Consider the following 26,792-nt stretch of genomic DNA (forward strand, 5'->3'; position numbering starts at 1 on the left):
ATAATAAACGGGCAGCATAACAAAAAAAGAAGGCATCCTTTTTAGACACCTTCTTCTCTTTTATTATTTAATCATCAGATTCATTTATAATCATCAAAGTTAGTCAAAGCCATATCCCCCGATTTATTGAATTCTTGATGAAAAGCAAAACATACTTTCAAATTATGCGGAGTATGTCCTCCCCTTTCAAGTTTGAGATAATCCCACAACAATTGTTTATACATAGGATGAGCACAATTCTCAATAATCAGCTTCGCTTTTTCGATCGGAGATTTTCCCCGTAAATCGGCGACGCCTTGTTCGGTCACCAAAACACTTACCGAATGTTCGCTATGATCGAGATGAGACACCATCGGTACGATAGCACTGATCTTTCCGCCTTTAGCAACAGAAGGACATGTAAAGATCGATAAATAGGCGTTGCGGGTAAAGTCTGCAGAACCTCCGATACCGTTCATCATCTTATTACCGGTGACATGCGTACTGTTTATATTCCCGAAAATATCGGCTTCAAGAGCCGTGTTTATTGTTATCAAACCAAGTCGTCTTACAACTTCAGGACTATTGGAGATTTCCCCCGGACGCAATACGATCTTATCTCTGAAAAAGTCTATATCCTTATATATTTCGTCTAAAACAGCCGGACTGACAGTTAATGAACATCCGCTGGCAAACTTACACTTACCTGTTTTCATCAATCCGATAACGGCATCCTGTATCACTTCGGTGTACATTTCAAAAGCCGGAACATCCGGGCTATTTCCCAATCCGCCTAATACGGCATTTGCAATGTTCCCTACACCCGACTGCAACGGTAAAAACTCTTTAGGAATCAAACCTGCTTTCAGCTGAGAAACTAAGAAGTTGCAAACATTATCTCCAATACGGGTCGTCACCTCGTCTGCCGGAGCAAACTCCTTCACACCGTCCGGAAGATTTGTTTCCACGATTCCCACAATCTTTTTCGGATCGACTTGTATATACGGTTTACCGATACGGTCACTGGGTTTATACACCGGTATCTCACGCCGGTATGGAGGATCGGCAGGTTGATAAATATCATGAAATCCGGCTAACTCTTTCGGATTATGGCTATTAAGTTCTATAATAATTTTATCGGCTAACTGACATACCGTAGGTGCTATCCCTACACCTGTACCCAATATGATTTTGCCATCTTCAGAAACATCTGTAGCTTCAATAACCGCAACGTTTATTTTTCCTAAAAAACCATATCTCAAGTTTTGAGCCAGATGTGAAAGATGCATATCATAATAAGACATCTCCCGGCTGTTTATCACATTGCGGCTGTCTTTATGCGATTGATAAGGTGTACGGGTCTTTATTGCTTTGGCTCTGGATAAAGCCCCATCAAGAGAATCATTCGTTGAAGCTCCGGTAAAAACGCCGATTGCGAAAGGACGCCCGGCATCGTGTTCTTCTTGTGCTTTCTTTGCTATTGCCGCGGGTACGACTTTAGGTGTTCCCGCAGCTGTGAAACCGCCAAAGCCCACATTATCGTCGTGATGAATATATGAGGCGGCTTCTTCTGCCGAAATAACTTTAAATGACATATTTGCGTTAGATTTTATATGAACCAATTGTGTTTTTAATTTTCAGAACTTTCTTGCCAAAATTTCAGAAGCAATTATCGCTTTACGGAGCTCATCCGAACCATAAGGTAACAGATCCGAATAATTCGGAATATCATAAACTTCATCCGGAATAACAGTTTCCTTTTTTACGATTTCGGAAACCTTTTTCGTAACTTCCGGTTGAGAAGGCGATTCTATATTTGTAAGCTTTATCTTCTTCTCTTCTTTTTCAGCCTTTACAACAACAGGCCGTACAGGTACTTGCTGTTTAGGTTCCGAAGGGAACAGATCCTCCCAAGTTAAAGGTCGATTTACCGGATGTTCGCCCTCTTCTGCCGGAATATATGTCTCATCCTGATCTATTTTTTTATGGACATCAATCTGTTTCTGCGCACTCTTAGTAATCGCTCTGACGATAAATATAAAAATAAGAAGAACGTAAATCCACAAATTCTCCATAGCTTTTCGTATTTTTGTTCCCAAATGTACAAAATAAAGCTGATAAACAACAGATGACTTTCAAAATTTATATCAGATCGGTCAGATATAATGATCTGAAAAGCGGTTATGTAAAGTCGATATGAAACAAATTCATAAATAAAGGCAGGTTAAAAATACTCTATAAGAAATTAAACCGATGGTATATAAAGAATTAAGGGCAATTTCACAACTGCCCTTAACAGATTTAACCTAAACCTTAACTATGAAAAAATTTCATATATTGTTAGACGCAAAAGTATAAATAAATTTTTAAAAGCAAGCATTATATATTATTTTTTGTTAGGTTTTTATCTAAAAAAAATACATAATACCATTTCTAACTATAAAAATATATCCAAATGAAAGAAAACTCCGAAGCAGACTTTAAATCTGCGACCGAGCAGACAGCAGAAAAAAAACTCTTTATCGAGACCTATGGTTGTCAAATGAACGTAGCCGACAGCGAGGTTGTAGCTTCTATTATGCAAATGGACGGATATGCACTATGCGACTCTATCGAAGACGCCGATGCTATCCTGATTAATACCTGCTCTATTCGAGATAATGCCGAACAGAAAGTTTTATCTCGTCTCCAATACTTCAACTCTTTACGCAAAAAGAAAAAGAATCTGGTAATCGGAATACTCGGTTGCATGGCAGAACGGGTAAAGGAAGAATTATTGGAGAAACATCATGTCGATTTAGTTGTAGGCCCAGATGCTTATCTTGACCTCCCTAACTTGATCGGAGCTGTAGAACAAGGGGAAAAAGCAATTAATGTAGATCTATCGACAACAGAAACTTATAAAAATATAATTCCTAAACGAATCGGAGGAAACCGCATTTCGGGATTTATCTCTATCATGCGAGGGTGCAACAATTTCTGCTCTTATTGCATCGTTCCTTACACTCGTGGACGCGAACGCAGCAGAGAACCCGAAAGCATACTTAAAGAATTGAATGACCTAAAAGACAGAGGATTCAAAGAAGTAACTTTATTAGGGCAAAATGTCAATTCGTATATATTCAGCCGTCCCAACGGTGAAAAAATAGATTTTCCGGCATTACTCGCCTTAGTTGCAAAAGAAGCTGGCTCTGGAATACGCATAAGATTCACGACCTCACATCCCAAAGATATGAGCGATGATATTTTATACACGATTGCTGCAAACCCGAATATCTGCCACCATATACATTTACCTGTACAATCAGGAAGCAACCGCATTTTAAAATTGATGAATCGTAAATATACCCGGGAATGGTATCTCGACCGAATCGCCGCTATTCGCCGGATAATTCCCGATTGCGGGATTACGACAGATATGTTCAGCGGATTTCATTCCGAGACGGATGAAGATTTTGCAGAAACCTTATCCTTAATGCAAACTGTAGGATTCGACGCTTCTTTCATGTTTAAATACTCGGAACGTCCCGGAACATACGCCTCTAAACATCTGCCGGACAATATTGCAGAAGAGATCAAAATAAAACGATTGGAACAAATGATCGATCTACAAAATAAGCTGTCTGCAGAGAGCAATAAACGGGATATAGGCAAAACTTTCGAGGTTTTGGTCGAAGGATATTCCAAACGTTCGAGAGAAGACTTGTTCGGACGCACCGGACAAAATAAAGTTGTCGTATTCCCGAAACAAAACTACCATATCGGAGATTTCGTGCAGGTAAAAATCACGGATGCTTCATCGGCAACACTATTGGGAGAAGCGATAAATTAATCTATAAAACAGAGGCCATCTCAAAATAAAATAGAGATGGTCTCTGCTTATTTTGAGACAGACAAAAATTCCTGCCATATATCTTTTATTGTCTTATGTAAGATCGGATGATACAAATCCGGAGCAATCTCTACAAGAGGCTCAAGGACAAAGCGCCGTTCTTGTAAAAGAGGATGCGGCAGTTCTAATCGGTCGTTTTTTAATATCTCAGTATTAAAAAATAAGAGATCTATATCGATACAGCGATCCTGATATGATCCATGACTTTTTACCTTACGACCCAAATCTTTTTCTATGGACTGTGTCAAATCCAATACAGAAATAGCATCATGCTCGGTATCGACTCTTAAGACAGCATTCAAAAAGGGATATCGGGAAATAAAACCCCAAGGTTCGGTTTCATAAAAAGCGGATAGAGAAATAATTTCCCCTATCCGCTTTTCTATTTCATCTACCGCACGAGTCAAATAATATTTCCGGTCTCCCAGATTAGACCCCAAAGCGATATAAACAATATTCATCCCTTATAGTTTAAATGATCAACATAGCATCCCCATAGGCACCGAACCGGTAACCTTCTTTCAATGCCTTGTCATACGCATCAAGTACAAGATCATACCCTCCGAATGCAGCTACCATCATCAACATAGTAGAAAGCGGCATGTGGAAATTGCTGACCAAACTGGTTGCTACCGTAAAATCATAAGGCGGGAAAATGAACTTGTTAGTCCAACCGCTATAAGGCTTCATGTGACCATCGGTACTTACCGTACTTTCGATAGCTCTCATCACGGACGTTCCCACAGCGCAAACTTGCCGATTTTCGTCTTTTGCCTTATTTACAAAAGCAACCAACTCTGGCGTTACCAACATTTGCTCCGAATCCATTTTATGCTTGGTAAGATCTTCTACATCTATTTCACGGAAATTTCCCAAGCCGGAATGAAGTGTAAGGAATCCGCTCTCTATTCCTTTTATCTCCATTCGTTTCAACAGCTCTCGGCTAAAATGCAGTCCGGCAGCCGGAGCGACAACAGCGCCTTCGTTTTTTGCAAAAATATTCTGGTAACGATCTACATCATCCGGTTCGGCAGGACGATTTATGTAGCGGGGAAGCGGGGTTTCTCCCAACTTATAAAGAGCTTCCTTAAATTCTTCATGAGTACCGTCAAACAAGAAACGCAAAGTACGTCCCCTCGATGTCGTATTATCTATGACCTCGGCAACCATAGAATCGTCTTCACCGAAATATAGCTTATTCCCGATGCGGATTTTTCGTGCCGGATCAACCAATACATCCCACAAACGATTTTCCTCATTCAATTCACGCAACAAAAATACTTCGATCTTCGCACCTGTCTTTTCTTTATTCCCATATAATCTTGCCGGAAAGACTTTTGTATCGTTAAAAACAAAAACATCTTTATCGTCAAAATATTCAAGTATATCCTTGAATATACGATGTTCTATTTCACCGGTATTACGGTGCACAACCATCAAACGCGATTCGTCTCTGTTTTTTGCCGGGTATTTAGCTATTTGCTCCTCGGTAAGCTTAAATTTGAATTGCGATAATTTCATTTGTATATCAATTTTATTTCCGAAAAAGCACTGTCCTATTTTAAGAGGACATCACTTCATGCCGGAATATTCTACTTTATTTCTTCTTTATTATCAACTTCTGTAACAACAGCCTTTTCGACCAATTCATCGATCTGGTCGACTTGCAAACAATCTTCCAAACGGACATCTCCTACCCGGGTACGAACCAAACCGATCAAATGAGCCCCACTACCCAACGCCTGTCCGATATCCCGTGCTAAAGCCCGTATATAAGTTCCCTTACTGCAAACCACTCTGATTTTTATTATATCAGACTGATACTCGAGCAACTCTATCTCATCTATAACAAGCTCTTTCGCTTTCAGTTCGACATCTTCACCTTTACGTGCAAAATCATAGGCTCTCCGTCCGTCGATCTTACATGCGGAATAAACCGGAGGAACTTGTTGAATAGAACCGACAAACTGCCTTAAAACCGTTTCTACGCCTTCACGGGTTATATGTTCCGTCGGATAAACCCCATCTATTTCTGTTTCCCGATCAAAAGAGGGTGTTGTTGCTCCTAACTGTAAAGTTGCGACATACTCTTTTGTCTGGTACTGAAAACTCTCTATCAACTTCGTCGCTTTCCCGGTGCAAATTATCATTACTCCTGAAGCCAACGGATCAAGAGTTCCGGCGTGCCCGACTTTTATCTTTTTTATTTTCAACTTCCGCGATATGCGCGTACGCACAATCTTAACCAACTTAAAAGAGGTCCAATACAAAGGCTTATCGAAATAGAGAACTTCTCCTTCTAAAAAATTCATCAGCTTATTTCCAAATTATACCCTAACAACATCAGCACAATGATGATACCTCCTACAATAATACGGTAATATCCGAACGCTTTAAATCCGTATTTCGTTACAAAACTGATAAAAAATTTAATCGCCAGTAAAGCCACGATAAACGCTACCACATTACCTACAATCAAAGTCAATAAATTATCTTGCAATACCTGCATTCCATTTTCAGAAGTCAGTAGTTTCAACAATTTATATGCCGTAGCTGCAAACATGGTAGGAACGGCCAGAAAGAAAGAAAATTCGGCCGCATTTTTACGAGTCATTTTCTGAGCCATACCTCCGACAATAGTCGCCATCGAACGAGATACTCCCGGAATCATAGCAATACACTGAAACAGCCCCACATTGAATGCTCTTTTCAGCGTCATTGTCTGATCGGGTGTCGTTTTGTTAAACCACTTATCAACAAACAGCATTACAACACCACCGATAACCAACATAACGGCGACAACCGTAACGCTTTCGAGCATCTCGTCTATTTTGTCACTGAACAATAATCCGAAAAACGCAGCAGGTATAAAAGCGACCAACAGCTTCCAGTAAAAATCGTATTTATATAAAAACCGTCTGCCGTATTCCACCCATCGGGCAGATCCGGTTTTTCCGGAAACGGCCTCAGAATCGAATATTTTACAAGGATTCAACTTAAAGAACCGTTTCCAATACAACACGACTACCGACAAGATCGCCCCAAACTGTATAATCACGGTAAATGCTTTTACGAAGTCACTACTCGGGACACCCAACATATTCTGGGCAATGATCATGTGACCGGTAGAAGAAACTGGAAGAAACTCGGTCAATCCTTCTACAATCGCTATAATAATGGTCTGAAACCAACTTAATTCTTCCATATACTTATCGTACTGCGTTTTATTTCGATTTTTTCATGATTGCATAAATCATAAACACAAATCCGGCAAACGCAATACCGGGAGCTAATACGATACGTCTGAAACTGAAAATATCCGGATTATAATGTTCTGGTGTAGATCCGGGACCTGCCATCAAAGCAAACCCTAAAATAATCACAGCAAAAGCGATACCGATCAAAATCAAGTTCTGTTTTCCTAATGCAAAATCTTTTGTATCCATCTATATTTATTTTCTATGGTTCTAAACATAATATAAATTATCCCGATCCATCCGGATATAACGATTTACAGCAAACCACGCAGAAATCGCAGTAAGTACAACTCCCAATAAAAGGACAATCACAAACACCCAAAAAAGGGAGCTGATATCGATCAATGTGTACAGATTATCAAATTCGGTCAGCAGATAATAGACACATCCGGAGAGTAAAGCCATTGCTATAAACGCACCTATAATTCCGTTTATAATATTGGATATGATGAAAGGTTTGCGAATAAATGCAGGAGTCGCTCCCACCAACTTCATAGTATGAATAATAAAACGCTTAGAATAAGCGCCGAGACGTATTGTATTACTGATCAAGGCGAACGATATAAGCATCAGTACGACAGCTAATCCCAAAAGCATAAAACTTATACGACGAATGTTGTCATTTACCAGTTGTATCAGATCTTTTTGATAAACTATATCATCGATCGCAACAGTTCCTTTTCTTAATCCTTTCTCGATCCACACCAGACTATCAGGATGAGCATAATCCGAACGAAGTTTTACTTCGATAGAGGCTTGCAACGGATTAAAGCCCAATAAATCTTTCGGGTTTTCCCCTAATTCGACCTCCAACTCTTTTAAAGCATCTTCTTTCGATATATATTGAGTCGCTCTTACATAAGGAGCTATGTCAAGTTTTTTTTGTAACTTTTTCACCTGCGACTCCTTCACATTCTCTTTCAAAACAATGGAAAATCCCATGTTTTCTTTTACATACATCGAAAGACGCGTTGCTAATATACCCATAAGAACAACAATTCCCAAGATAAAAAGTACCAAGGAAATACTGATAGTAGAGGTCAGGCGCGCATTAAAGAACGTAATATGTCGTCCGGATTTCGATTCGCTCATTACTTTATTCGTAATAATTCAAAAATACAGCATTGAAAAGCTCAGGAAAGAAATCTAAAAAATAGAGTGATACAGAAACATCGATAGTCTTAAAAAAATTCAGAAACCGGATAACCGATATGACTTTACCGCTTGATGATATATTTTGTTTTATTTTCTATCTCTCTTATTCTCAGACTCCCGCAATACTTCAATTATAACTAAAATAACGCAAGTACACTTTTACCCGAAATTTGAGGCAAAATAACAAATAATAAACGAATTACGGCATTTTAATTCGTTTTTTTTAACAAAATATTATCTCAACTTATTTTTCTCAAAATAAGGGCCTGCGATATGGCGGAAGAAAAAGAATCCTAACACCACCAATACCAATGCAAACGTATAAGCTGCGGTATAATCCGACATATCGGCAATGCTTCCCCCGATCAAGACTCCTAAACCTAACCCCAAGTCCCATGCGGTAAAAAATGTAGAATTTGCAGTACCTCTTTGACTATGAGTAGCTAAATTGATAAAAAGATTCTGAAATGAAGGACAAATCAAACCGTATCCCATTCCTAAAACAGCAGCAGAAAAATAATATCCCACAAGAGATTTCAGAAAGATAAAAACAGAATAACCGATAACAAGGAATACAATCCCAACTGTTATCATATTGACGATCAATCCTTTATTCAAATATTTTCCGGTAGTAAGCCGAGAAAATATAAGACCGAAAGCCATAAGCATAAAATATAATCCTGTTCCCGAGTCTATTCCTACCTCCTCTTTCCCATATATAGCCAGATAAGTAGAAAGGACTCCGTAACTGAACGAGAGAAGGCAAAGAGAGATCGCTCCGGATACTCCTTTTACCAATAAAAAACGATCGAGAGAGACATGTTCTTTTTCCGGCTGCATCTCAACGGAACGCTGTTTCAACGGCATTTTTATGGTAGTAATCAAAATGAAACCCAATATACAGGAAAACAAGGATAATAAAAATATCGAATCATAATTGCGGAATGCATCCAATATATATAATGATACGGTAGGTCCCATTGCCATTGCCAAATTACTGCTTACCCCATAGTATCCTATTCCTTCCCCTCGGCGTGAAGACGGCATGACATCGATCGCCACAGTACTGTTCGAAACAGTCACCATACCGAATGCCAGGCCGTGCATCGCCCTTATTACAGCAAAAAGAAGCAGTGTCCCGGCAAGTAAATATCCGCCGAAAAATAGAGTAAATATCCCATAACAAATTAACTGCAACGGCTTACGGGGAAATGTATCGACCATGTATCCTGCAAAAGGACGGACAAAAAGAGCTGTTATCGTATAGGAGGAAAGTATAACTCCCACAGTCGCCTTATTCGACCCGAATTGTTCTATCAAATACATAGGCAACACAGGCAACAACAGATAAAAAGCAAAAAACAGAAGAAAATTACCCCCGGCAACCGCTAAAAAGCTTCGAGTCCACAACTTATCCTTCATCATAACACTTTCGATTTAGCACAATAATTTTCCGCATCTTGTGTCAAAAGTCATCTCAACGGAAAAATTCATGAATTTTTCGATGCAAAGGTAATAGTTTTCAAACAAAAATATTCAGCCGTCTCTTTGACTGTTTAAATTCTCCGATAAAGAAATTCGGACAAGGTCTTCTTTACATTTTGTTTCGACAGTTATATCCGATCATAAAGCACAAGTTGAGACTCAGGTCCCATATTAAACAGCAAATCGAGAATGCTGGCATCGGGTATAAAACCAAACTTCGATGAAAAGACCTGATAATACGGTTGCAGATGAAATCTTTTATCAATCTCTTTTTTAGGATGTATCACATCTCTGAAATCATCTGTTTCGCTTCCTGTATAATCAACATATTCATCGCTATAAACAACATTGGGCGTTATTTCTAACAATCTGCATATTGTTTCCCGCAAAGACTCGTTCAAGTCGAATAGGAATGTCCCGGATAATTTTTTTTCAAAAAATGGAATAATATCATCTTGATAATACTCAAAAAAAGGAGAAGAACCGTATGCCGAAACAATAGCATTCCAATGCATGTGTTGCCAATTATCATGGTCGGAAATGCGAATATCCCGAGTAAGACACTTCGCCGTATCGGGCTTGATCACCGGAACAGAAAGAGGAATCAACCCGTTTGCACTAATTATATTACATCGGTTACGATAAGTTTGCTTTACATAATTACAGCATTTCTCCACAATTATATGATCTCGGTTACACAATGTTTTATAATAAGAAACCGGAGCTAAATAAGCTGTAGAAAGACAAGCTGAAGTCATAATCAAAGAACTTTAAAAATACGGTCGATACGAAAAGCTTTATAAAAAGGCTTTCCCGAATCGAAAGAAAGCCAGACTCGGCTACCTTTACCCACCAAATGAGAATGAGGAAGAGCTCCGAAGCTTCGCGAATCTGTTCCCATTTCACGATTATCTGCCAATACCCAATAGTAAGGCTGAGCAAAACGATATGAAACTATTTCGGTTTCACCGTCATAGATTCTTCCGTCACGCACCTCTACATCTCTTCCTTCATACGCACTCATCAACCGGGCAATAAATGAAGCGTTTTCGGCATTCACCGATGTAGCTTCTCCAAACAAAGGAAGTACGACCCGAAAATTATTGCGATCAAGATTAACTTCTTGTAAAAGATCAGGAGAAGCCAATAGGTTCTTGACTCTAAAATAGTCATAACGAGACAAAAAATAGAGACTTTTTTTCTCGATTTTCGTTGAAACAGGAGTGATATTCAACTTTAAAAACAAGGAATCTATCACCGACTTTACCGAATCGGCGCAGAAATAAGCAGCAATTGCACGGGAAGGCTGAGAAACGAAGTTACCATTAATACGTAAAACCCCATTTTGAAAACTTACCGTATCCCCGGGAAATCCGATACAACGTGCAACCGCAATTTTTTTTCGATCTACCGGAATATTCTTTTCTAAAGAAGGAATATTAAAAACGACAATATCATTACGATTAGGGAACTTTCTGAAAAAATACATTTCCGGGATTCCCAAAGAGATATATGACCGGATTTTCGTACCGGGAATCGTATCATAACAAAACGGTAATGAAACTGGGGTTTGAGGCACACGTACACCGTAACTGCTTTTCCAAACCCAAAGATGATCGCCTTCTAACAAAGTATTTTCCATTTGATTGGCAGGGATACGAAACGATTCGGCACAAAAAGTCCGCAAAAGCCACACCGACAATATAATTCCGACAATCAGCTTCCATGGAATTTTCCCTTCCTGTACGCCCCTCTCCTTCATGAATCATCAATCCTTTGTCACGCATTTGAAGAAACGATCAAAACGAATGCGTCCGTCAAACCAGCCTCTATCTTTATCAATAGACAGCCACACAAACAATGGTTTGCCGACTATATGATCTTCTGGGACAAATCCCCAGCTACGACTGTCCGCCGAATTATCCCGGTTATCGCCGAGCATCATGTAATAATTCATCTTAAATTGATACATATCGGTCTCTTTCCCATTTATATAGATCTTGCCATCTTCTTTTACCTGCAAATCATTTCCCTCATAATTACGAATCACCCGTTCATAAATAGGCAAATTGTCTTGCGTAAGTTTCAATACAGCACCCCGTTCGGGAATCCAAACCGGCCCGTAATCGGCACGGGTCCATTTCTTATAATATCCTAAAGGATACGTATCTCCACCGAAATCTCCCGGTTCGGGAACTATTTTTGTTATAAATTTATAGCTTTTCAGCTTATTTAAAGCTTCTTGAGTAAGAGGAAGACGATAAACCGGATTGAATCCCATATCGGCATTTCTCGGAAAACCCAAATATTCAAGAACATTATCATAACCACGATCTCCACTAACGAGGAAACGATCGTCTTCACTGACATTCAATTCTCTGAAGTTAGATTCTCCCAACCGAATATCCGGACTACTGGTCATTACATAATAATTAAGCTGCATTTCTTTAGGATTTTTCAATGGCTTTCCATCGATATACACTTGATTATTACGAATTTCAAAATTATCTCCGGGCATTCCTATACAGCGTTTCACATAATTTTCTCGACGATCTACCGGACGATAAACGATATCACCGAAAACCGCCTTATTATTGTTTACTGTTTCCCAACCTTCATTATAACAAAGTGTATAATAATCGGGATTCTGAACCTTTAATGCCACCGTATCGCCTGCCGGAAAATTAAACACGACGATGTCGTTGCGTTCTACCTGTCCCAAACCTTTCAGACGATGATAAGGCCATTGCGGCCACTCTATATAGGACTTTGTGTTGATAACCGGCATTGTATGCTGCGCCAGCGGAAAAGATAAAGGAGTGTTCGGGACACGAGGTCCGAAACTCAACTTACTGACAAACAAATAATCACCGACCAATAGGGTCTTTTCGAGAGAAGAAGACGGGATCTTATAATTTTGAAAAAAGAAAGTATTGATCAGATAAACAGCAACCAAAGCATACAAAATGGCATCGACCCACTCCATCGTTTTACGAGTAGCCTTATTTTTCGACTTCTTCCAAAATGTCCAAGGTATAAATCGGGTAATATATATATCGAGCAAAACCAACAGCCCCGGCAAAATATAATAATTATCGAGCCATATCGCAAAAGCTATATAGATGATACATGCTATCGAAAAACGTATCCACCGGCTTTTGCGTACACCGGAAAAACGCCCTTTTATCGATTTTTCCTTTTCCGGGGATATAGTTGTTTTTTCTTCTTCCATTATAATCGTATATTAATGTTGTTCTTAAAATTTAAGCATGTCCTGCATTGTCAAAAAGCCCTTTTTCCCACAAGTAAACTCTGCGGCAATCACTGCACCTAAAGCAAATCCCATACGACTTTTGGCGTCATGAGTTATGCTGATCGTATCTACATCCGATTCGTAAATAACCGTATGTATTCCCGGAACTTCACCTTCTCTTACCGAACAGATTCCGATCTCATCTTCTGCAGGTTCTTTCCCTTCAACCCATTTATTTTTTCGTTCTATATTATCGATCAGACCTTCCGCCAACGTAATCGCCGTACCGCTGGGAGCATCCAACTTATGAACGTGATGTGTTTCTACCATTCTCACATCATAAGCCGGAAAATCATTCATAATTTTTGCCAGATATTTATTGAGTGCGAAAAAGATATTTACTCCTAAACTAAAATTCGAAGCATAAAAAAATGTTTGTCCGGCTTTACAAGCTTCTTTTATTTCAGGCAGATGTTCAAGCCAACCAGTCGTACCCGAAACGACCGGAACTCCGGCAGCAAAAGCCCTGCGATAATTATCCATCGCCACGGCCGGCATAGAAAACTCTATGGCTACGTCGGCACTTTTGAACGCATCAGACGTAAAATCTTCTTGATTATTCACATCAATGACAGAAACGATCTCATGTCCTCGCTGAAGGGCTATTTGTTCAATCGCATGCCCCATCTTTCCGTAACCTATTAACGCTATTTTCATCTGTTCTATTTCTGTTTTAAAACATCTCACAAATCATCCGGTTTTTACCGGATATTCTTTAATTTGCAAATATAATAAATTCAATCTGAAATTTCGAACTCAAAGATTTTTTCCGACAATTCATAACATTCGGATAATCTTTTGAGCATCAAAATTATGATTCAATGGAAAAGTTATTATATTACGTTTGGGAACATCGCCTTTTCGATAACCGGAACTTACTTACGACAAAAGGCGAAAAGATAGAAATTATCGATCCGGGACACCGAAACTCAGACTCCAGTCCGGACTTTTTCAATGCCAAAATCCGTATAGGAGAAAAGTTATGGGCAGGAAATGTCGAAATACATAAAAACGCCTCCGACTGGAAACTTCATAACCATAACCACGATAAATCTTACGATTCGGTAATATTACATGTTATAGAAAACAACGATGCAGAAATTGTTCGTTCTACCGGAGAAATTATCCCCCAACTCATAATACGGTATCCGGACATAATTAAAGACAATTATGAATTATTAATCCATCAAAACTCCTTTCTTCCCTGCGGAGACCGTTTGCATGAACTACCGCCTCTTTTTTTAACCGACTGGATAACGTCTTTAGCGATGGAACGCCTTCAAGAAAAAGCCCGACGGATATGCAACTGGTTAGAATCTTATAGAGGAAATTGGGAAGAAGTATGCTACATTACTTTATCTCGAAGTTTGGGTTTCGGAACCAATAGCGATGCTTTCGAAAGGCTTGCCCGCAGCTTGCCCTTACTGTTCATGCAAAAACATGCCGACTCTCTGTTCCAAATCGAAGCTTTTCTTTTCGGGCAAGCCGGATTACTCGATCCGGAACATTTCCCGAATGATGCTTATTACCAAAGAATGGTAAACGAATATGCATTTCTCAAAAATAAATTCGGACTTTCTCCTCTAAATCCGGAATGTTGGAAATTCGCCCGATTGCGTCCGGCAAATTTTCCTCATCAGCGAATCGCTTTATTGGCACAACTTATTCATCAAGGATTTTCTCTATTTACCCAAATTCGTGAAACTAAAGATGAGAAATCTTTCCGACGACTGTTCGATCTCTACCTAAACGGGTATTGGGATACTCATTACTCTTTCGGACAACCGTCACCACAACGGCCTAAAGCTTTAGGGAAAAGTGCCGTAGATATTTTGCTGATCAATACGGTAGCCCCACTATTATATGCTTATGGAGTAAAAACAGGGAATGAGGTTTATAACGAACGGGCTATGAATCTGTTGGAAAATATAAAAGCCGAACAAAACAGAATAATCCGATATTTTTCTCAAGCGGGAATCAAAACCGATAATGCACTCGACAGTCAAGCTCTGATACAGCTACATACAGCCTATTGCGTGCCTAAAAAATGTCTGTATTGCCGGATAGGACACAGATTATTATCAAGCCCGATAAATCGTAAATAAAATAGAATAAATCTCATTTCAGAGACTATTTAAGAAGTCGTTCAAATTTTCGTAAACCTTTTCTTGTTTTAATATGTTATTTCTAAGAAACACCCCAAACCGGAATTTCTTCAAAGACAGCTCATTCTCAAACAGCATAAATTATTTTTGTATGAAAACAATTAAAGGTACGATCACAGAACAAAATTTATTGAAAGCTTTCGCCGGTGAATCTCAGGCAAGAAATCGCTATTCTATTTTTGCAGAGGTAGCTAAGAAAGAAGGTTATGAACAGATTTCCGGAATTTTTCTTGAAACTGCAGATCAAGAAAAGGCTCATGCAAAACGTTTTTTCGATTATCTTGAAGGTGGTATGGTAATGATTACTGCCGACTATCCTACCGGACCTGTCGGCAATACAGCTCAAAACTTACTGGAAGCAGCAGAAGGGGAAAAGCTCGAATGGTCTTCTCTATATGCCGATTTCTCGGGAATAGCTGCCGATGAAGGGTTTAAAGATATTGCCACAGCGTTTAAGATGATCGCCAAAGTGGAAGAGTTCCATGAATGGCGTTATCGCAAATTGCTTGCTCGGGTAGAAGATAAAATGGTATTCAAACGCGAAGAGCCCATTAAATGGCAATGCCGGAACTGCGGCTTCGTTCACGAAGGAAAAACTCCTCCCGAAAAATGTCCGGCATGTCTGCATCCGAAAGATTTTTTCGAACCTAAACGAGATAATTATTAATGGTGTATTTACGGAGCTCTACGGTTGTCTGAAATTTCGGACAGCCGTATTTTTTTGACTATAAACATATTATCATCACTCTTATTGCATAATAATTTATTTTTCTTATTTTTGTAAAATTAAGAATCCATAATACAATCTCTATACATGAAAAACTATTCGATATTATATTTTCTAACGGTTATACTCTTTGCATGTAATGGTAAGTCCGGTTCTCAGTCCAAAAGCGCCGAACCCTTCGACTCTGCCCAAATTATCAAAATACAAAATGTAATCGATACCTCCGTTAATGGAGTAACTTTTAATGTTTCTTCCGTAAAACCGGCAGACTCTTTACTAAAGACATATCCGGTAAAAGATATGATGGAGTTGAAAATAGAGAAAAAAATATCTTTTTTACCGGATGAACATAAAAATGAACGCCTCATATATACCCGAGACAATGGATTTATAGAAACTTTACAATATTGCTATGACGAACACAGGCCGCTGAAACTGAGTCCGGATCATATCTGGACATTAATCTGTCAGGCGACATCGATACACATAAACCAACATTATGATTCTCTTAAAAATATCATCTTTACAGATGAAAAGAAAGAAGAACTTATCATTCGAAACGACAGCCTCGAAAACAATGCAAGATATTGGGGAACATTGATAAAGGATTTTTGCAATGAAACAAAAAATCATACCCGTAACGACCTTTATGATTTCTTTGTTCCGAACTTTTCGACCACAACCCCAGTTCAGACAACCGTTTACCAAATAACCCTTCTGGAAAGTTACAAAAAGAAATTCTCTTATGTAGGAGAAACCGGATGCGGCATTCCGCAAATAACGATTACGGGAAACAAAGAAGACTGGATATGGATATTCGATCATCTGTCGGATTTGGATAAACTCGGATTAACATGGTGGGGAAAGGAACTTAGACCTATAATAAAAGAGTTTATCAATGTTTTCGATGATAAAATCAATGTTTCATTCTGGGATTCCATATATAAAGATGCCGCAGAATACGGAGCATTCTATATATCGGGTTGGATTATCAAGTTTTTTCCATATTTACCGACAACAGGAGAGGATTTTTTAGGATATACTTCCGAAGGAAAGGGTAAATACGAGTTGGTATATCGCCTGAATCCCTATTTACATGGAAACGATTACAAATTATCTACATTAGGAACTGAAAGTTTTCCCTCCGGTTTATCGCAAATAGACATCAAATGGATAAATTATTTTAACCGAACAACTAAAAAAATGGAAGCTTATTCCGGATTTTTCGGGGTGAAACAGTCACAAGATAAAACACTCGAACCGTTTATTTCCTGGCTCGTATGCAAAAAAGATACTTCAAAAGTAAAAATGGATGTATCCGACGTATTATCTCTATCCCCTAAACATCACAACGACCCGCAATTATGGTCTCCCAGAATATGCAATGAATACACCGATTCGGCTATATATGATATTAAAAGATTCAAATCGCAGCAAGCAAGTCTTTTATTTATACGCAACGAATTGAACCGGAATAAAGAGAAATACCAACAACTGAATAATATCGATCTTTCCGGAGATACATTGCGTTTCGTAATAACTTGTGACGGTTCGGTAGCTCAAATAAAACTGAAAGGCCGCAATACGGAGAATAAGAAACTCATCGACTTTTTCGAAAGGGAGTTGACGATTTTACCTGAATCATGGATGCCCGCTCTCGCCCATCCCGATAAAGTCCTCGATTATTTCGATTTTTCAGAAGAAGAACTGAAATTGAAAGTAAAAGCCAATAGTGAATTGGAGATCGTATTTTAGACAATCTCCTAAACAAGCTTAAACAGAAACGGGATCATACACGAACTCTACTGCACGATCTTGCCGCAATGAAACAGGCACATCGATAAGTCGCTGGTTGCGACTTCCCCGAAAAAATAAGGAGGTATCTTTCTGCGTTTCTACGAATCTACCGTCAACCAATACATCTATATATGGCAATAGGAGGGATAAACGGGCAGAAGCAACGATCTCCTCATATAAATATCCGGTATAGCACCATATATTTTTAGAGGTTTCTTCTTTTATACGACGTGCTAATTCGGTAAAAGCTTCCGGCTGAAAGAACGGGTCACCGCCGCTAAAAGTCACATTGTCGAAATCATTGCTTTTTATTACGGAAAGAATTTCATTCAACGACATTTTTTTTCCGTTACAAATATCCCATGACTGAGGATTATGACAACCCGGACAACGATGCGGACAACCGGCCGAATAGACCGAGGTACGCAACCCCGGTCCGTCGACAGTCGTATCTTCGACAATATCCAATATATATATATAATCAATCATGAACGACACGATCATTAAGTTCAGACAACTTTGCATGATTCCAACGGTCTGTCGTTCCCACCAGATAACCCGTAATCCGCTGAAGCCGGTCTATCTCTTTGCTACCGCAATGAGGACAGGTATCGAGTCCGGCAGAAGCATCTTCATAGCCGCATTGCATACAGCGGTTACGATTATGGTTTACCGATCCGTAACCGATATTATATTTATCCATCATATCGACAACAGCCATAATTGCTTCAGGATTATGTGTAGCATCCCCATCTATTTCGACATAAAATATATGTCCGCCACGAGTCAAGTCATGGTAAGGAGCTTCTATTTCGGCCTTATGTCTTGCACTGCATTTATAATACACCGGAACATGATTCGAGTTGGTATAATAATCTCGGTCTGTAACTCCCGGAATAACACCGAATGTCTGACGGTCTTTTGCCGTAAATTTTCCGGACAATCCTTCAGCCGGTGTAGCCAATACGCTGTAATTATGCTGATATTGATCACAAAAACGGTTTACCTGATCACGCATATAGGTAATAATACGCAATCCCAATTCTTGAGCAGAAGCATCTTCTCCGTGATGTTTACCGACAAGAGCAACCAGACATTCCGCCAATCCGATAAAACCTATACCCAAAGTTCCTTGATTAATAACCGATGCTATCGTATCATTCGGCTTCAACTTCTCACATCCATTCCACAAAGCGGACATCAACAAAGGAAACTGTTTGGCATAGGCCGTCTTCTGAAACTCGAACCGCTCGTGAAGTTGCAGTGCGGTAATCTCGAGCACTTCATCCAGCTTAGCAAAAAAACGAGCAATCCGTTCGCTTTTGTCTCGAATATTCATACATTCTATCGCCAACCGAACGATATTGATTGTCGTAAAAGAAATATTTCCACGCCCTATCGACGTTTTTTCTCCGAAACGATTTTCAAAAACGCGGGTACGACATCCCATTGTCGCCACTTCATATTTATAACGCTCCGGATCATCGATACGCCATTCTTCATGATTATTGAAAGTTGCATCCAGATTTAAGAAATTAGGAAAAAAACGACGGGCACTTACCTTACATGCCAATTTATAAAGGTCATAATTCCGGTCTTCCGACAAGTAACTTACTCCACGTTTTTTCTTCCATATCTGTATGGGAAAAATAGCTGTCGCCCCGTTACCTACACCCTCATACGTAGATCCCAGCAATTCACGAATGATGCAACGCCCTTCGGCCGAAGTATCGGTTCCGTAATTAATAGAACTGAACACAACCTGATTGCCTCCCCGAGAATGAATCGTATTCATGTTATGAATAAAAGCTTCCATAGATTGATGCACCCGACTTACCGTGCGGTTGACTGCATGCTGCACGACACGGGCATCCCCTGTAAGACCATCAAGAGGACGGGTAATATAGTCATCCAAATCTACTTGATAAAGATGAGAATAATCAGTACCGTTCATATCGGAAATTACTTTTATTTCTTCGATAAAACTGTTTCTTACGAACGGAGCTAAATAGAAATCAAAAGCCGGAATCGCCTGTCCGCCATGCATCTCGTTTTGAGCCGTTTCCAAAGAAATACACCCCAAAATACTTGCCGTCTCTATTCGTTTTGCCGGCCTGGATTCTCCATGTCCTGCAAAAAATCCGTTTTTCAAAATCTTATCTAACGGATGTTGTACGCACGTGAGGCTTTTAGTAGGATAATAATCTTTGTCATGTATATGGATATATGAATCTCTTACTGCCGTTTTGACTCTTTCACTCAATAAATAGTCATCTACAAAAGGTTTTGTAGTCTCACTTGCGAATTTCATCATCATACCTGCCGGAGTATCGGCATTCATATTAGCATTTTCGCGAGTTATATCGTTTGATTTAGTCTCTATAATTTCAAGAAAAATATCGCGGGTTTTCGCTTTGCGGGCAATACTCCTTTGATTACGATAAGCAATATAACGCTGGGCTACATCTTTACGGCTACTTTTCATCAGTTCCACTTCGACACAATCCTGTATCGCTTCCACACTCATTTGTTCGCTTCCCCGACATACGATACGATCGGTGATCTGACGAATCAAACTCATATCCTCACCCTTATCGGTATGCAACATCGCCTTACGAATAGCTGCAATAATTTTTTCTTCATTGAAACCCACGATACGTCCATCGCGTTTTACTACTGTCTGTATCATTTTTTTGAGACTAAAATTTATTTTTTATATCGTTTTTATTATCTCTGAATACCGATGTAAAGGTAAAAAATTTATTTCTTATATAACAATACAATTTCTATTTTTGAAAACTTTTTATATAAATAAAATTTATATATAACTAATTATCAACTTTTTAATTTTTAAAATTAGAAACTTCTAAAAATAATATCAATATAAAATTATTCAAAATTGAAAATTGTGTATATATGTAAAATAAAAAAGTTACCGAAAAAATATTACGGTAACTTTCTAAAAGTTTATGATAACAGACTAAATTATCAGTAAAAAATATCTGATCAAATTTTATTTTTCTTAGGATAATCTATCGTATAATGCAGGCCTCTGCTTTCTTTACGTGCCATGGCTTGCTTGATGATCAAATATCCTACATTAATAATATTGCGCAATTCGCATATCTCCCGAGTCACGACCGAACGCTGGAAAAGATCTTCCGTCTCACGATAAAGTATTTCCAATCTGTCCAAAGCTCTTTTCAGACGCAGATTGGAACGCACTATTCCCACATAAGCCGACATAAGCTGTTCTACTTCCCGTACGCTTTGCGTTATCAATACCATCTCTTCTGGCAATGATGTACCCTCATCGTTCCAATCGGGAATATTTTCTTGTATCTTTATATCGGGCAATACTTTCACCGCATGTTTTGCTGCAGCATCTGCATAAACTACCGCTTCTATCAACGAATTGGAAGCCAATCGATTCGCACCATGCAAACCGGTACAAGAACATTCACCTACGGCATACAAGTTTTTTATAGACGTACGTGCATCCAAATCAACTTTAATACCTCCGCACAAATAATGTGCAGCCGGAGCTACAGGAATATAATCTTTTGTTATATCGATCCCCAAACTCAAGCATTTTTGATAAATATTAGGAAAATGCTTTTTGGTCTCTTCCGGGTCTTTATGGGTCACATCAAGATATACACATTCATCTCCGCGAGTTTTCATTTCATTATCGATGGCACGGGCTACAATATCACGAGGAGCTAATGATCGGCGATCATCGTACTTCTGCATAAACTCTTTTCCATCTTTAGTTTTCAATACAGCTCCATAACCGCGCATCGCCTCGGTAATCAAGAAACTGGGACGCTCTCCCGGATTATATAATGCAGTAGGATGAAATTGGATAAATTCCATATCTTTTACATCGCCTTTTGCACGATATACCATGGCAATACCGTCTCCAGTAGCGACAGGCGGATTTGTGGTAGTCCGGTAAACATTTCCTACTCCTCCTGTAGCAATCAAAGTAGTTTTTGAAAGAAATGTATGAATATGGTTCGTATTCTGGTCAAGTACATAAGCACCGTAACATTCTATATTACCGGTGTGACGGGTTACGTTTACTCCCAAATGATGCTGTGTTATGATTTCGATCGCAAAATGATTCTCAAAAACTTTAATTTTCGGATGATTTTTCAAAGCTCTGATCAAACTATCCTGAATTTCAGCTCCGGTATTGTCCTGATGATGCAAAATGCGGAATTCGGAATGTCCTCCTTCTTTATGAAGATCAAATTTTCCATTCTCGTCTTTATCAAAACTTACTCCCCAATCGATCAACTCCTTAATCTGACCGGGAGCTTCTCGCACCACTTTCTCGACCGCAGCCCGATCGCTGATCCAATCTCCCGCAATCATCGTATCTTCAATGTGTTTCTCAAAATTATCGACCAGCGTATTGGTTACAGAAGCAATTCCTCCTTGTGCGTAAAACGTATTCGCTTCTTCAAGACCTGTTTTACAAATTACAGCTACACGACCTTTTTCAGCTACTTTCAAGGCAAAACTCATCCCTGCTATACCCGAGCCTATTACCAAAAAATCAAATTTATGTGTCATATTTTTCTTTTTTTCGATACGATTGCCGAGCGTATCCGAACTTTTCTAAACACAAAGGTAAAAATAAAGTAGCAATGTTGTATCTTCGTAAAAAATCTATTTCTATGCAACGTACATTCAAATCAAAAATAGGAATTCTCACCCATATATTACTGCTGATAACGATCATTCTCCTTTTTTACAGTATGTGGATTAAATCGATCATTTTTTTAGTCATCATGCTCATCATAAACGTATTGTTCGTTCCTTCTTTTATACATACGGAATATATATTCAATAACAATATGTTATATATCAAATCGGGATATTTACCTGTAATAAAAATCAAGTTAGATACTATATCGGAAATTATTTCTCATCCGAAAAAAAACTCGTTATTTACTACGAATCCTACAAAAAGGTATGCTTTATCAAGTGACCAGATTATACTATACTGCAAAGATAATCGGAGAATAGCTATTTCTCCTTATGATAAAGAAGGGTTTATCCGTGAAACAATCAAATGCAATCCCGACATAAAAATCACAAAATAAAATTGATAGAAACAAAAAAGATCTGCTTAAGCGAGACTATTTAAACAGATCTTTTTCATATCATATTTTTCTATCTATCATTTGATTTCTAAACCGAGTTTTTTCAACTGCTTATCATCGGATGTCCCGCCATAAAGAATTTCATATTTTCCTGGTCGTACTTCCATTTTCTCAATTACCGGATTAAAAAATTCGAAAGAAGAAGCCGGCAAATCTATTTTTACAGGTACGGTTTGCCCCGCTTTTACCGAAACACGTTTATATCCTCTCAATGATTTAGAAGGACCTTCGGGATCTTGCAAATTGCGTATATATACTTGAACTACTTCATCCCCGTCTCGCAGACCCGTATTTTTCAAATTCAGACTCAAAAATACCGAATCATTTACCCTCATAGACTTTTTACTCAATTTAGCTTTCGAATAACTGAAACCGGTATAACTCAATCCATGCCCGAAAGGATATAAGAGTTTTCCTTTAAAATAACGATAAGTACGCCCTTGACCTTCGGACATATTATAATTTTCAAAATCAGGAAGATCATCGGAAGATGCATAAAAAGTCAACGGCAAACGCCCGGCAGGATTGTAATCTCCGAAAAGCACATCGGCAACCGCAGTACCCCCCTCCTGTCCCGGATACCAAGCCTGAAGAATAGCGTCCATATTTTTATCTTCCCAAGATAAAGCCATAGTACTTCCCGAACACAATACAAAAATTACGGGCTTTCCTGTTTCTTTCAAAGCTTTCATCATATTTTTCTGTACTTGAGGAAGATCTATATTCGTGCGGTCACCGTTTTTGAATCCGGGATATTTCACTCCCATTTCCTCTCCCTCAAGAGAAGAAGAAATACCTCCGACAAAAATAATAGCATCTGCATCTTTCACTTTTTCGGCGACAGCTTTATAATCGATTTGACGGCTCAACCCTACATCGAATTTAAGTGCTCCTTTTCCTCCTCCCTGATAATATTCGATAAGAATATCATATTTCTTTCCTTTTTCGACATTCATCCGATAATCTTTTCTGGATGCAGGTCCGTTTTTCCAATCCGAAATAATTTCTTTTCCGTCGACATAAACACGGCAACCATCATCTGCCGATATAGTAAATACAACCTCTTCGGTTCGTTCAGGAATAAATACAGACTCGAAACGGGCCGAAAAATCTTTTAGATTCACTCCGGGCATAAAGACTGTTTCTCCTCCCGTATCGAAATTAAAAGGTTCGCTTATTTGACCTGTCGCTGCAATATCTCCCGACAAATCACGATTATTCCAAAAAGTCGCTTTAAAACCTTTTTTACCATTATATTGACACCGATCGAAATAACTGAGAAAAACTTCGGTGTCTACATAATCGCATCCCTTTTCATAAATTACGCTTCCTTCAGGCAACTTCGCTTTAATTCCTTCCAATATAGTAACCGATCTGTCGGGCGTCCCGTTATAATTAGCCCAAAGCATTACCGAGTCATTAGCATTCGGTCCCATTACCGCTACTTTCTTTATACTTTTACTCAAGGGTAACGTATTATTTTTATTACTCAACAATACCATACTTTTACGTGCCATTTCCAAGGCCTTTGCTTTATGCTTATCGCAACAAACTACCGAATAAGGAATAGAAGACCAAGATACCAAAGAGTCATCGTCGAACATTCCCAATTCGAAACGGGCACGAAGCAATCGAAAAACAGATTCATTGATTTTAGTTTCGGTAATTAGTCCTTTTTCCAAAGCTTCATCCAAAGCCCAATAAGAACCGCCGCACTCCAAATCTGTTCCGGATATAACCGCATCTGCCGATGCATCTGCCGCCGAAGCGTGAGTCTCATGTCTGCCTTTTGTATAAAAATCGGCAATAGCTCCGCAATCGGAAACGATAACATCATCGAATCCCCACTCGTCTTTCAATATATTTATCAACAGAGTCTTATTAGAACAACAAGGTTCTCCTTCAAAACGGTTATAGGCGCACATTACTTCTTTCACTTTTCCTTCTGTAACAAGCGCCTTAAAAGCCGGCAAATAAGTTTCTCTTAAATCACGTATAGAAATATTTTCGGCATTATAACTATGCCTATTCCATTCAGGTCCGCTATGAACAGCATAGTGCTTCGCACAAGCGTGAGCCTTATCATACTTTTGAGTACCGTCTCCCTGAAGACCTTTTACGACAGCAAGCCCCATTTTCGTAGTCAAAAAAGGATCTTCTCCATATGTTTCCATGCCGCGTCCCCAACGAGGATCACGGAAAATATTGATGTTCGGAGTCCAGAACGTAAGTCCTTTATAACCGTTATACATTCCTTTTCTCTGAAAATCATGATATTTCGCCCTTCCTTCATCCGAAACCATATCGAACATTTCATAAACAGCCGTATCATCAAAAGTCGCTGCCAGACCTATTGCTTGCGGAAAAACCGTTGCTTTTCCCGCACGTGCAATTCCATGTAAAGCTTCATTCCACCAATCATACGGACGAACGCCCAGACGTTCTATACCTCCGCTGTTATTGTGCATTTGGGCGAACTTCTCTTTCAAAGTCATCCTATTCAATAAATCCAAAGCTCTTTCATCCGGAGATAATTCCGGATTTTTATACGGAGGATTCTCGGCCCTAAAAGAAAAAGCTGAAAAAAACAGCAGTGTAAATAAAATTACTTTTTTCGATTTCATGTGTGTGTTATTGTTTTGTGTAACTAAAAATAATTTATCTATTATAACCAACCCGATTTTTTATACCAGTTTACAGTTTCATAAACACCTTTTTCCAAAGGATAATCAGGTTCAAATTCAAGTTCTTTTTGTAAAGGAGTTATATCGCAAATCCAGTTACGTTGCTTCATAATATTATACTTATCTCTATTAAGCGTACTGGCAGAACCTGTCAAAGACGCAAAAAATTCGGCACAATAAGAAACAATCTTTAGAAAAACAAGAGGTAAACGAATAGGAATGACAAATCGCTTTCCCATAGCTGAAGCTATATATTTGCGAAATTGGGTAGAAGTATAAGCTCCTCCGTCAGAAATAAAATATCCTCGTTGTTTAACACCTTTATCTATAGCCAGAAAAATAGCTTTTACCAAATCCCGAACATAAATAAAAGTTATCAATTGCTTTTTATATCCGACAGAAAAGTCAAATCCGAATTTAATAGTTTTCATCATCAGATAATAATCTTTTTCACGAGGACCGTATACTCCGGTAGGACGCATTATCACGTAAGGAAAATTCGATAAGGAATAAAGATGCTGTTCTGCTTTAAGTTTACTCTTCCCATAACGAGTATTGGGATGCGGAACATCGCTTTGTCGTATAGGAGTAAAACCTGTTTCATCACCTATTCCCCACGCACCCAGACTACTCATCATGATAAATTGCTCGGGGACGGTTTCGGTTTCTATTAAAGCTTCGGTAAAATTTTTTACAAAACCGTAGTTGATCAGATCGAAGTCTTCAGGGTTTTTACATTTTGTCACTCCCAAATTATGAACAATATAATTCCACGCACCGAACTTTTCTTTTTGTTCTGAAAGCTGTTTTTTCAATTGTTCCTTATCATTAAATTTAAGGTCTATAAATTTTATATTTTCATCCTTCAAATATTCTTTATTGGTAGAGGCACGAACACCGGCCCAAGTTTCATAACCTCGCCGCAAAGCTTCTTCTACTATAAAACCTCCTATAAAACCTCCCGCACCCGTAACCAATATTTTTTTGAGCATAAATAACTTCATTTTATATGTGATAAAAGTAATAATAAAAGGAGAATTAACAAAAAATCATATCTTATTATTGCATTTTATTCTCTTGAAGAGCTTTAATAGAGAGATTATTACAATCTTTAAAACATTTTGTTGACAATCTTTTCCTATATTTGCAACGCATATAGAGCTT

Annotated in this window: 23 protein-coding genes; 5 read left to right on the top strand and 18 right to left on the bottom strand. The window is 38.7% G+C overall.

Annotation, left to right across the window (positions count from 1 at the left end; genetic code table 11):
* Positions 1 to 80: 80 nt before the first annotated feature.
* Both AC0UMU_RS07420 and AC0UMU_RS07425 read right to left on the bottom strand, forming a co-directional pair.
* Positions 81 to 1,574: a butyryl-CoA:acetate CoA transferase gene (locus AC0UMU_RS07420; protein ID WP_288639997.1), complete on the bottom strand. Its 1,494-nt coding sequence runs from the start codon at positions 1,572 to 1,574 to the stop codon at positions 81 to 83.
* Between the two features lie 42 nt (positions 1,575 to 1,616).
* Entirely contained in the window at positions 1,617 to 2,054 is a 438-nt protein-coding gene (locus AC0UMU_RS07425) for a hypothetical protein (protein ID WP_288639995.1), read from the bottom strand.
* A gap of 380 nt (positions 2,055 to 2,434) precedes the next feature.
* Here AC0UMU_RS07425 and miaB point away from each other — a divergent pair, with 380 nt between their 5' ends.
* Complete coding sequence (miaB, locus tag AC0UMU_RS07430) at positions 2,435 to 3,811, top strand: tRNA (N6-isopentenyl adenosine(37)-C2)-methylthiotransferase MiaB (protein WP_288639993.1); 1,377 nt, start codon at positions 2,435 to 2,437, stop codon at positions 3,809 to 3,811.
* Positions 3,812 to 3,858: 47 nt separating this feature from the next.
* On the opposite strand, the gene folK is transcribed toward miaB, so the two are convergent.
* The 11 genes from folK to dapB all read right to left on the bottom strand — a co-directional run bounded on the left by folK (position 3,859) and on the right by dapB (position 13,738).
* Entirely contained in the window at positions 3,859 to 4,332 is a 474-nt protein-coding gene (gene folK / locus AC0UMU_RS07435) for a 2-amino-4-hydroxy-6-hydroxymethyldihydropteridine diphosphokinase (protein ID WP_009318337.1), read from the bottom strand.
* A 10-nt stretch (positions 4,333 to 4,342) separates the two neighbouring features.
* A complete protein-coding gene (queA, locus tag AC0UMU_RS07440) occupies positions 4,343 to 5,392 on the bottom strand; it encodes a tRNA preQ1(34) S-adenosylmethionine ribosyltransferase-isomerase QueA (protein ID WP_022391235.1) in 1,050 nt (349 codons plus the stop codon).
* A gap of 71 nt (positions 5,393 to 5,463) precedes the next feature.
* On the bottom strand, positions 5,464 to 6,183 hold the full coding sequence (gene truB, locus AC0UMU_RS07445; protein ID WP_022600037.1) for a tRNA pseudouridine(55) synthase TruB: 720 nt from the start codon (positions 6,181 to 6,183) through the stop codon (positions 5,464 to 5,466).
* Entirely contained in the window at positions 6,183 to 7,076 is an 894-nt protein-coding gene (locus AC0UMU_RS07450; protein ID WP_288639989.1) for an undecaprenyl-diphosphate phosphatase, read from the bottom strand. The genes truB and AC0UMU_RS07450 overlap by 1 nt, the downstream gene beginning before the upstream one ends.
* A gap of 19 nt (positions 7,077 to 7,095) precedes the next feature.
* The gene (locus AC0UMU_RS07455; protein ID WP_009318341.1) at positions 7,096 to 7,317 is read right to left on the bottom strand and encodes a DUF3098 domain-containing protein; all 222 of its coding nucleotides are present in this window, start codon (positions 7,315 to 7,317) and stop codon (positions 7,096 to 7,098) included.
* Positions 7,318 to 7,338: 21 nt separating this feature from the next.
* On the bottom strand, positions 7,339 to 8,220 hold the full coding sequence (locus tag AC0UMU_RS07460) for a cell division protein FtsX (RefSeq protein ID WP_009318342.1): 882 nt from the start codon (positions 8,218 to 8,220) through the stop codon (positions 7,339 to 7,341).
* A gap of 297 nt (positions 8,221 to 8,517) precedes the next feature.
* Positions 8,518 to 9,708 carry an MFS transporter gene (locus AC0UMU_RS07465; protein WP_288639988.1) on the bottom strand — a complete coding sequence of 397 codons (1,191 nt, stop codon included), beginning with the start codon at positions 9,706 to 9,708 and terminating at the stop codon, positions 8,518 to 8,520.
* A 188-nt stretch (positions 9,709 to 9,896) separates the two neighbouring features.
* On the bottom strand, positions 9,897 to 10,526 hold the full coding sequence (locus AC0UMU_RS07470) for a WbqC family protein (protein ID WP_022391231.1): 630 nt from the start codon (positions 10,524 to 10,526) through the stop codon (positions 9,897 to 9,899).
* A gap of 2 nt (positions 10,527 to 10,528) precedes the next feature.
* Positions 10,529 to 11,530 carry a signal peptidase I gene (gene lepB, locus AC0UMU_RS07475; RefSeq protein WP_022391230.1) on the bottom strand — a complete coding sequence of 334 codons (1,002 nt, stop codon included), beginning with the start codon at positions 11,528 to 11,530 and terminating at the stop codon, positions 10,529 to 10,531.
* A 6-nt stretch (positions 11,531 to 11,536) separates the two neighbouring features.
* Positions 11,537 to 13,000, bottom strand: a complete 1,464-nt coding sequence (gene lepB, locus AC0UMU_RS07480) for a signal peptidase I (protein WP_022391229.1) — start codon at positions 12,998 to 13,000, stop codon at positions 11,537 to 11,539.
* 24 nt (positions 13,001 to 13,024) lie between these two features.
* A complete protein-coding gene (gene dapB, locus AC0UMU_RS07485) occupies positions 13,025 to 13,738 on the bottom strand; it encodes a 4-hydroxy-tetrahydrodipicolinate reductase (protein WP_022600047.1) in 714 nt (237 codons plus the stop codon).
* Positions 13,739 to 13,902: 164 nt separating this feature from the next.
* On the opposite strand from dapB, the gene AC0UMU_RS07490 reads away from it, so the two are divergent.
* From AC0UMU_RS07490 to AC0UMU_RS07500, 3 genes are all read left to right on the top strand, one after another.
* The gene (locus AC0UMU_RS07490) at positions 13,903 to 15,186 is read left to right on the top strand and encodes a DUF2851 family protein (protein WP_288639986.1); all 1,284 of its coding nucleotides are present in this window, start codon (positions 13,903 to 13,905) and stop codon (positions 15,184 to 15,186) included.
* A 151-nt stretch (positions 15,187 to 15,337) separates the two neighbouring features.
* Positions 15,338 to 15,913: a rubrerythrin gene (rbr, locus tag AC0UMU_RS07495; RefSeq protein WP_009318349.1), complete on the top strand. Its 576-nt coding sequence runs from the start codon at positions 15,338 to 15,340 to the stop codon at positions 15,911 to 15,913.
* A 147-nt stretch (positions 15,914 to 16,060) separates the two neighbouring features.
* A complete protein-coding gene (locus AC0UMU_RS07500; RefSeq protein ID WP_288639984.1) occupies positions 16,061 to 17,728 on the top strand; it encodes a DUF4419 domain-containing protein in 1,668 nt (555 codons plus the stop codon).
* A gap of 18 nt (positions 17,729 to 17,746) precedes the next feature.
* Here AC0UMU_RS07500 and nrdG read toward each other — a convergent pair whose 3' ends face one another.
* The 3 genes from nrdG to nadB form a co-directional block, all read right to left on the bottom strand.
* Positions 17,747 to 18,259, bottom strand: a complete 513-nt coding sequence (nrdG, locus tag AC0UMU_RS07505; protein WP_022600052.1) for an anaerobic ribonucleoside-triphosphate reductase activating protein — start codon at positions 18,257 to 18,259, stop codon at positions 17,747 to 17,749.
* The gene (locus AC0UMU_RS07510; RefSeq protein ID WP_122303716.1) at positions 18,252 to 20,459 is read right to left on the bottom strand and encodes an anaerobic ribonucleoside triphosphate reductase; all 2,208 of its coding nucleotides are present in this window, start codon (positions 20,457 to 20,459) and stop codon (positions 18,252 to 18,254) included. The genes nrdG and AC0UMU_RS07510 overlap by 8 nt, the downstream gene beginning before the upstream one ends.
* 317 nt (positions 20,460 to 20,776) lie before the next feature.
* Positions 20,777 to 22,351, bottom strand: a complete 1,575-nt coding sequence (nadB, locus tag AC0UMU_RS07515) for an L-aspartate oxidase (protein WP_022391222.1) — start codon at positions 22,349 to 22,351, stop codon at positions 20,777 to 20,779.
* A gap of 104 nt (positions 22,352 to 22,455) precedes the next feature.
* Between nadB and AC0UMU_RS07520 the strand changes: the two genes are divergently transcribed.
* Entirely contained in the window at positions 22,456 to 22,884 is a 429-nt protein-coding gene (locus tag AC0UMU_RS07520; protein WP_278715399.1) for a PH domain-containing protein, read from the top strand.
* 77 nt (positions 22,885 to 22,961) lie between these two features.
* Here AC0UMU_RS07520 and xyl3A read toward each other — a convergent pair whose 3' ends face one another.
* Positions 22,962 to 25,568 carry a xylan 1,4-beta-xylosidase gene (gene xyl3A, locus AC0UMU_RS07525; protein ID WP_278715397.1) on the bottom strand — a complete coding sequence of 869 codons (2,607 nt, stop codon included), beginning with the start codon at positions 25,566 to 25,568 and terminating at the stop codon, positions 22,962 to 22,964.
* Between the two features lie 41 nt (positions 25,569 to 25,609).
* Positions 25,610 to 26,620 carry an NAD-dependent epimerase/dehydratase family protein gene (locus tag AC0UMU_RS07530; protein WP_022391218.1) on the bottom strand — a complete coding sequence of 337 codons (1,011 nt, stop codon included), beginning with the start codon at positions 26,618 to 26,620 and terminating at the stop codon, positions 25,610 to 25,612.
* Positions 26,621 to 26,792: the final 172 nt, after the last annotated feature.

The organism is Coprobacter fastidiosus (genome assembly GCF_982245605.1).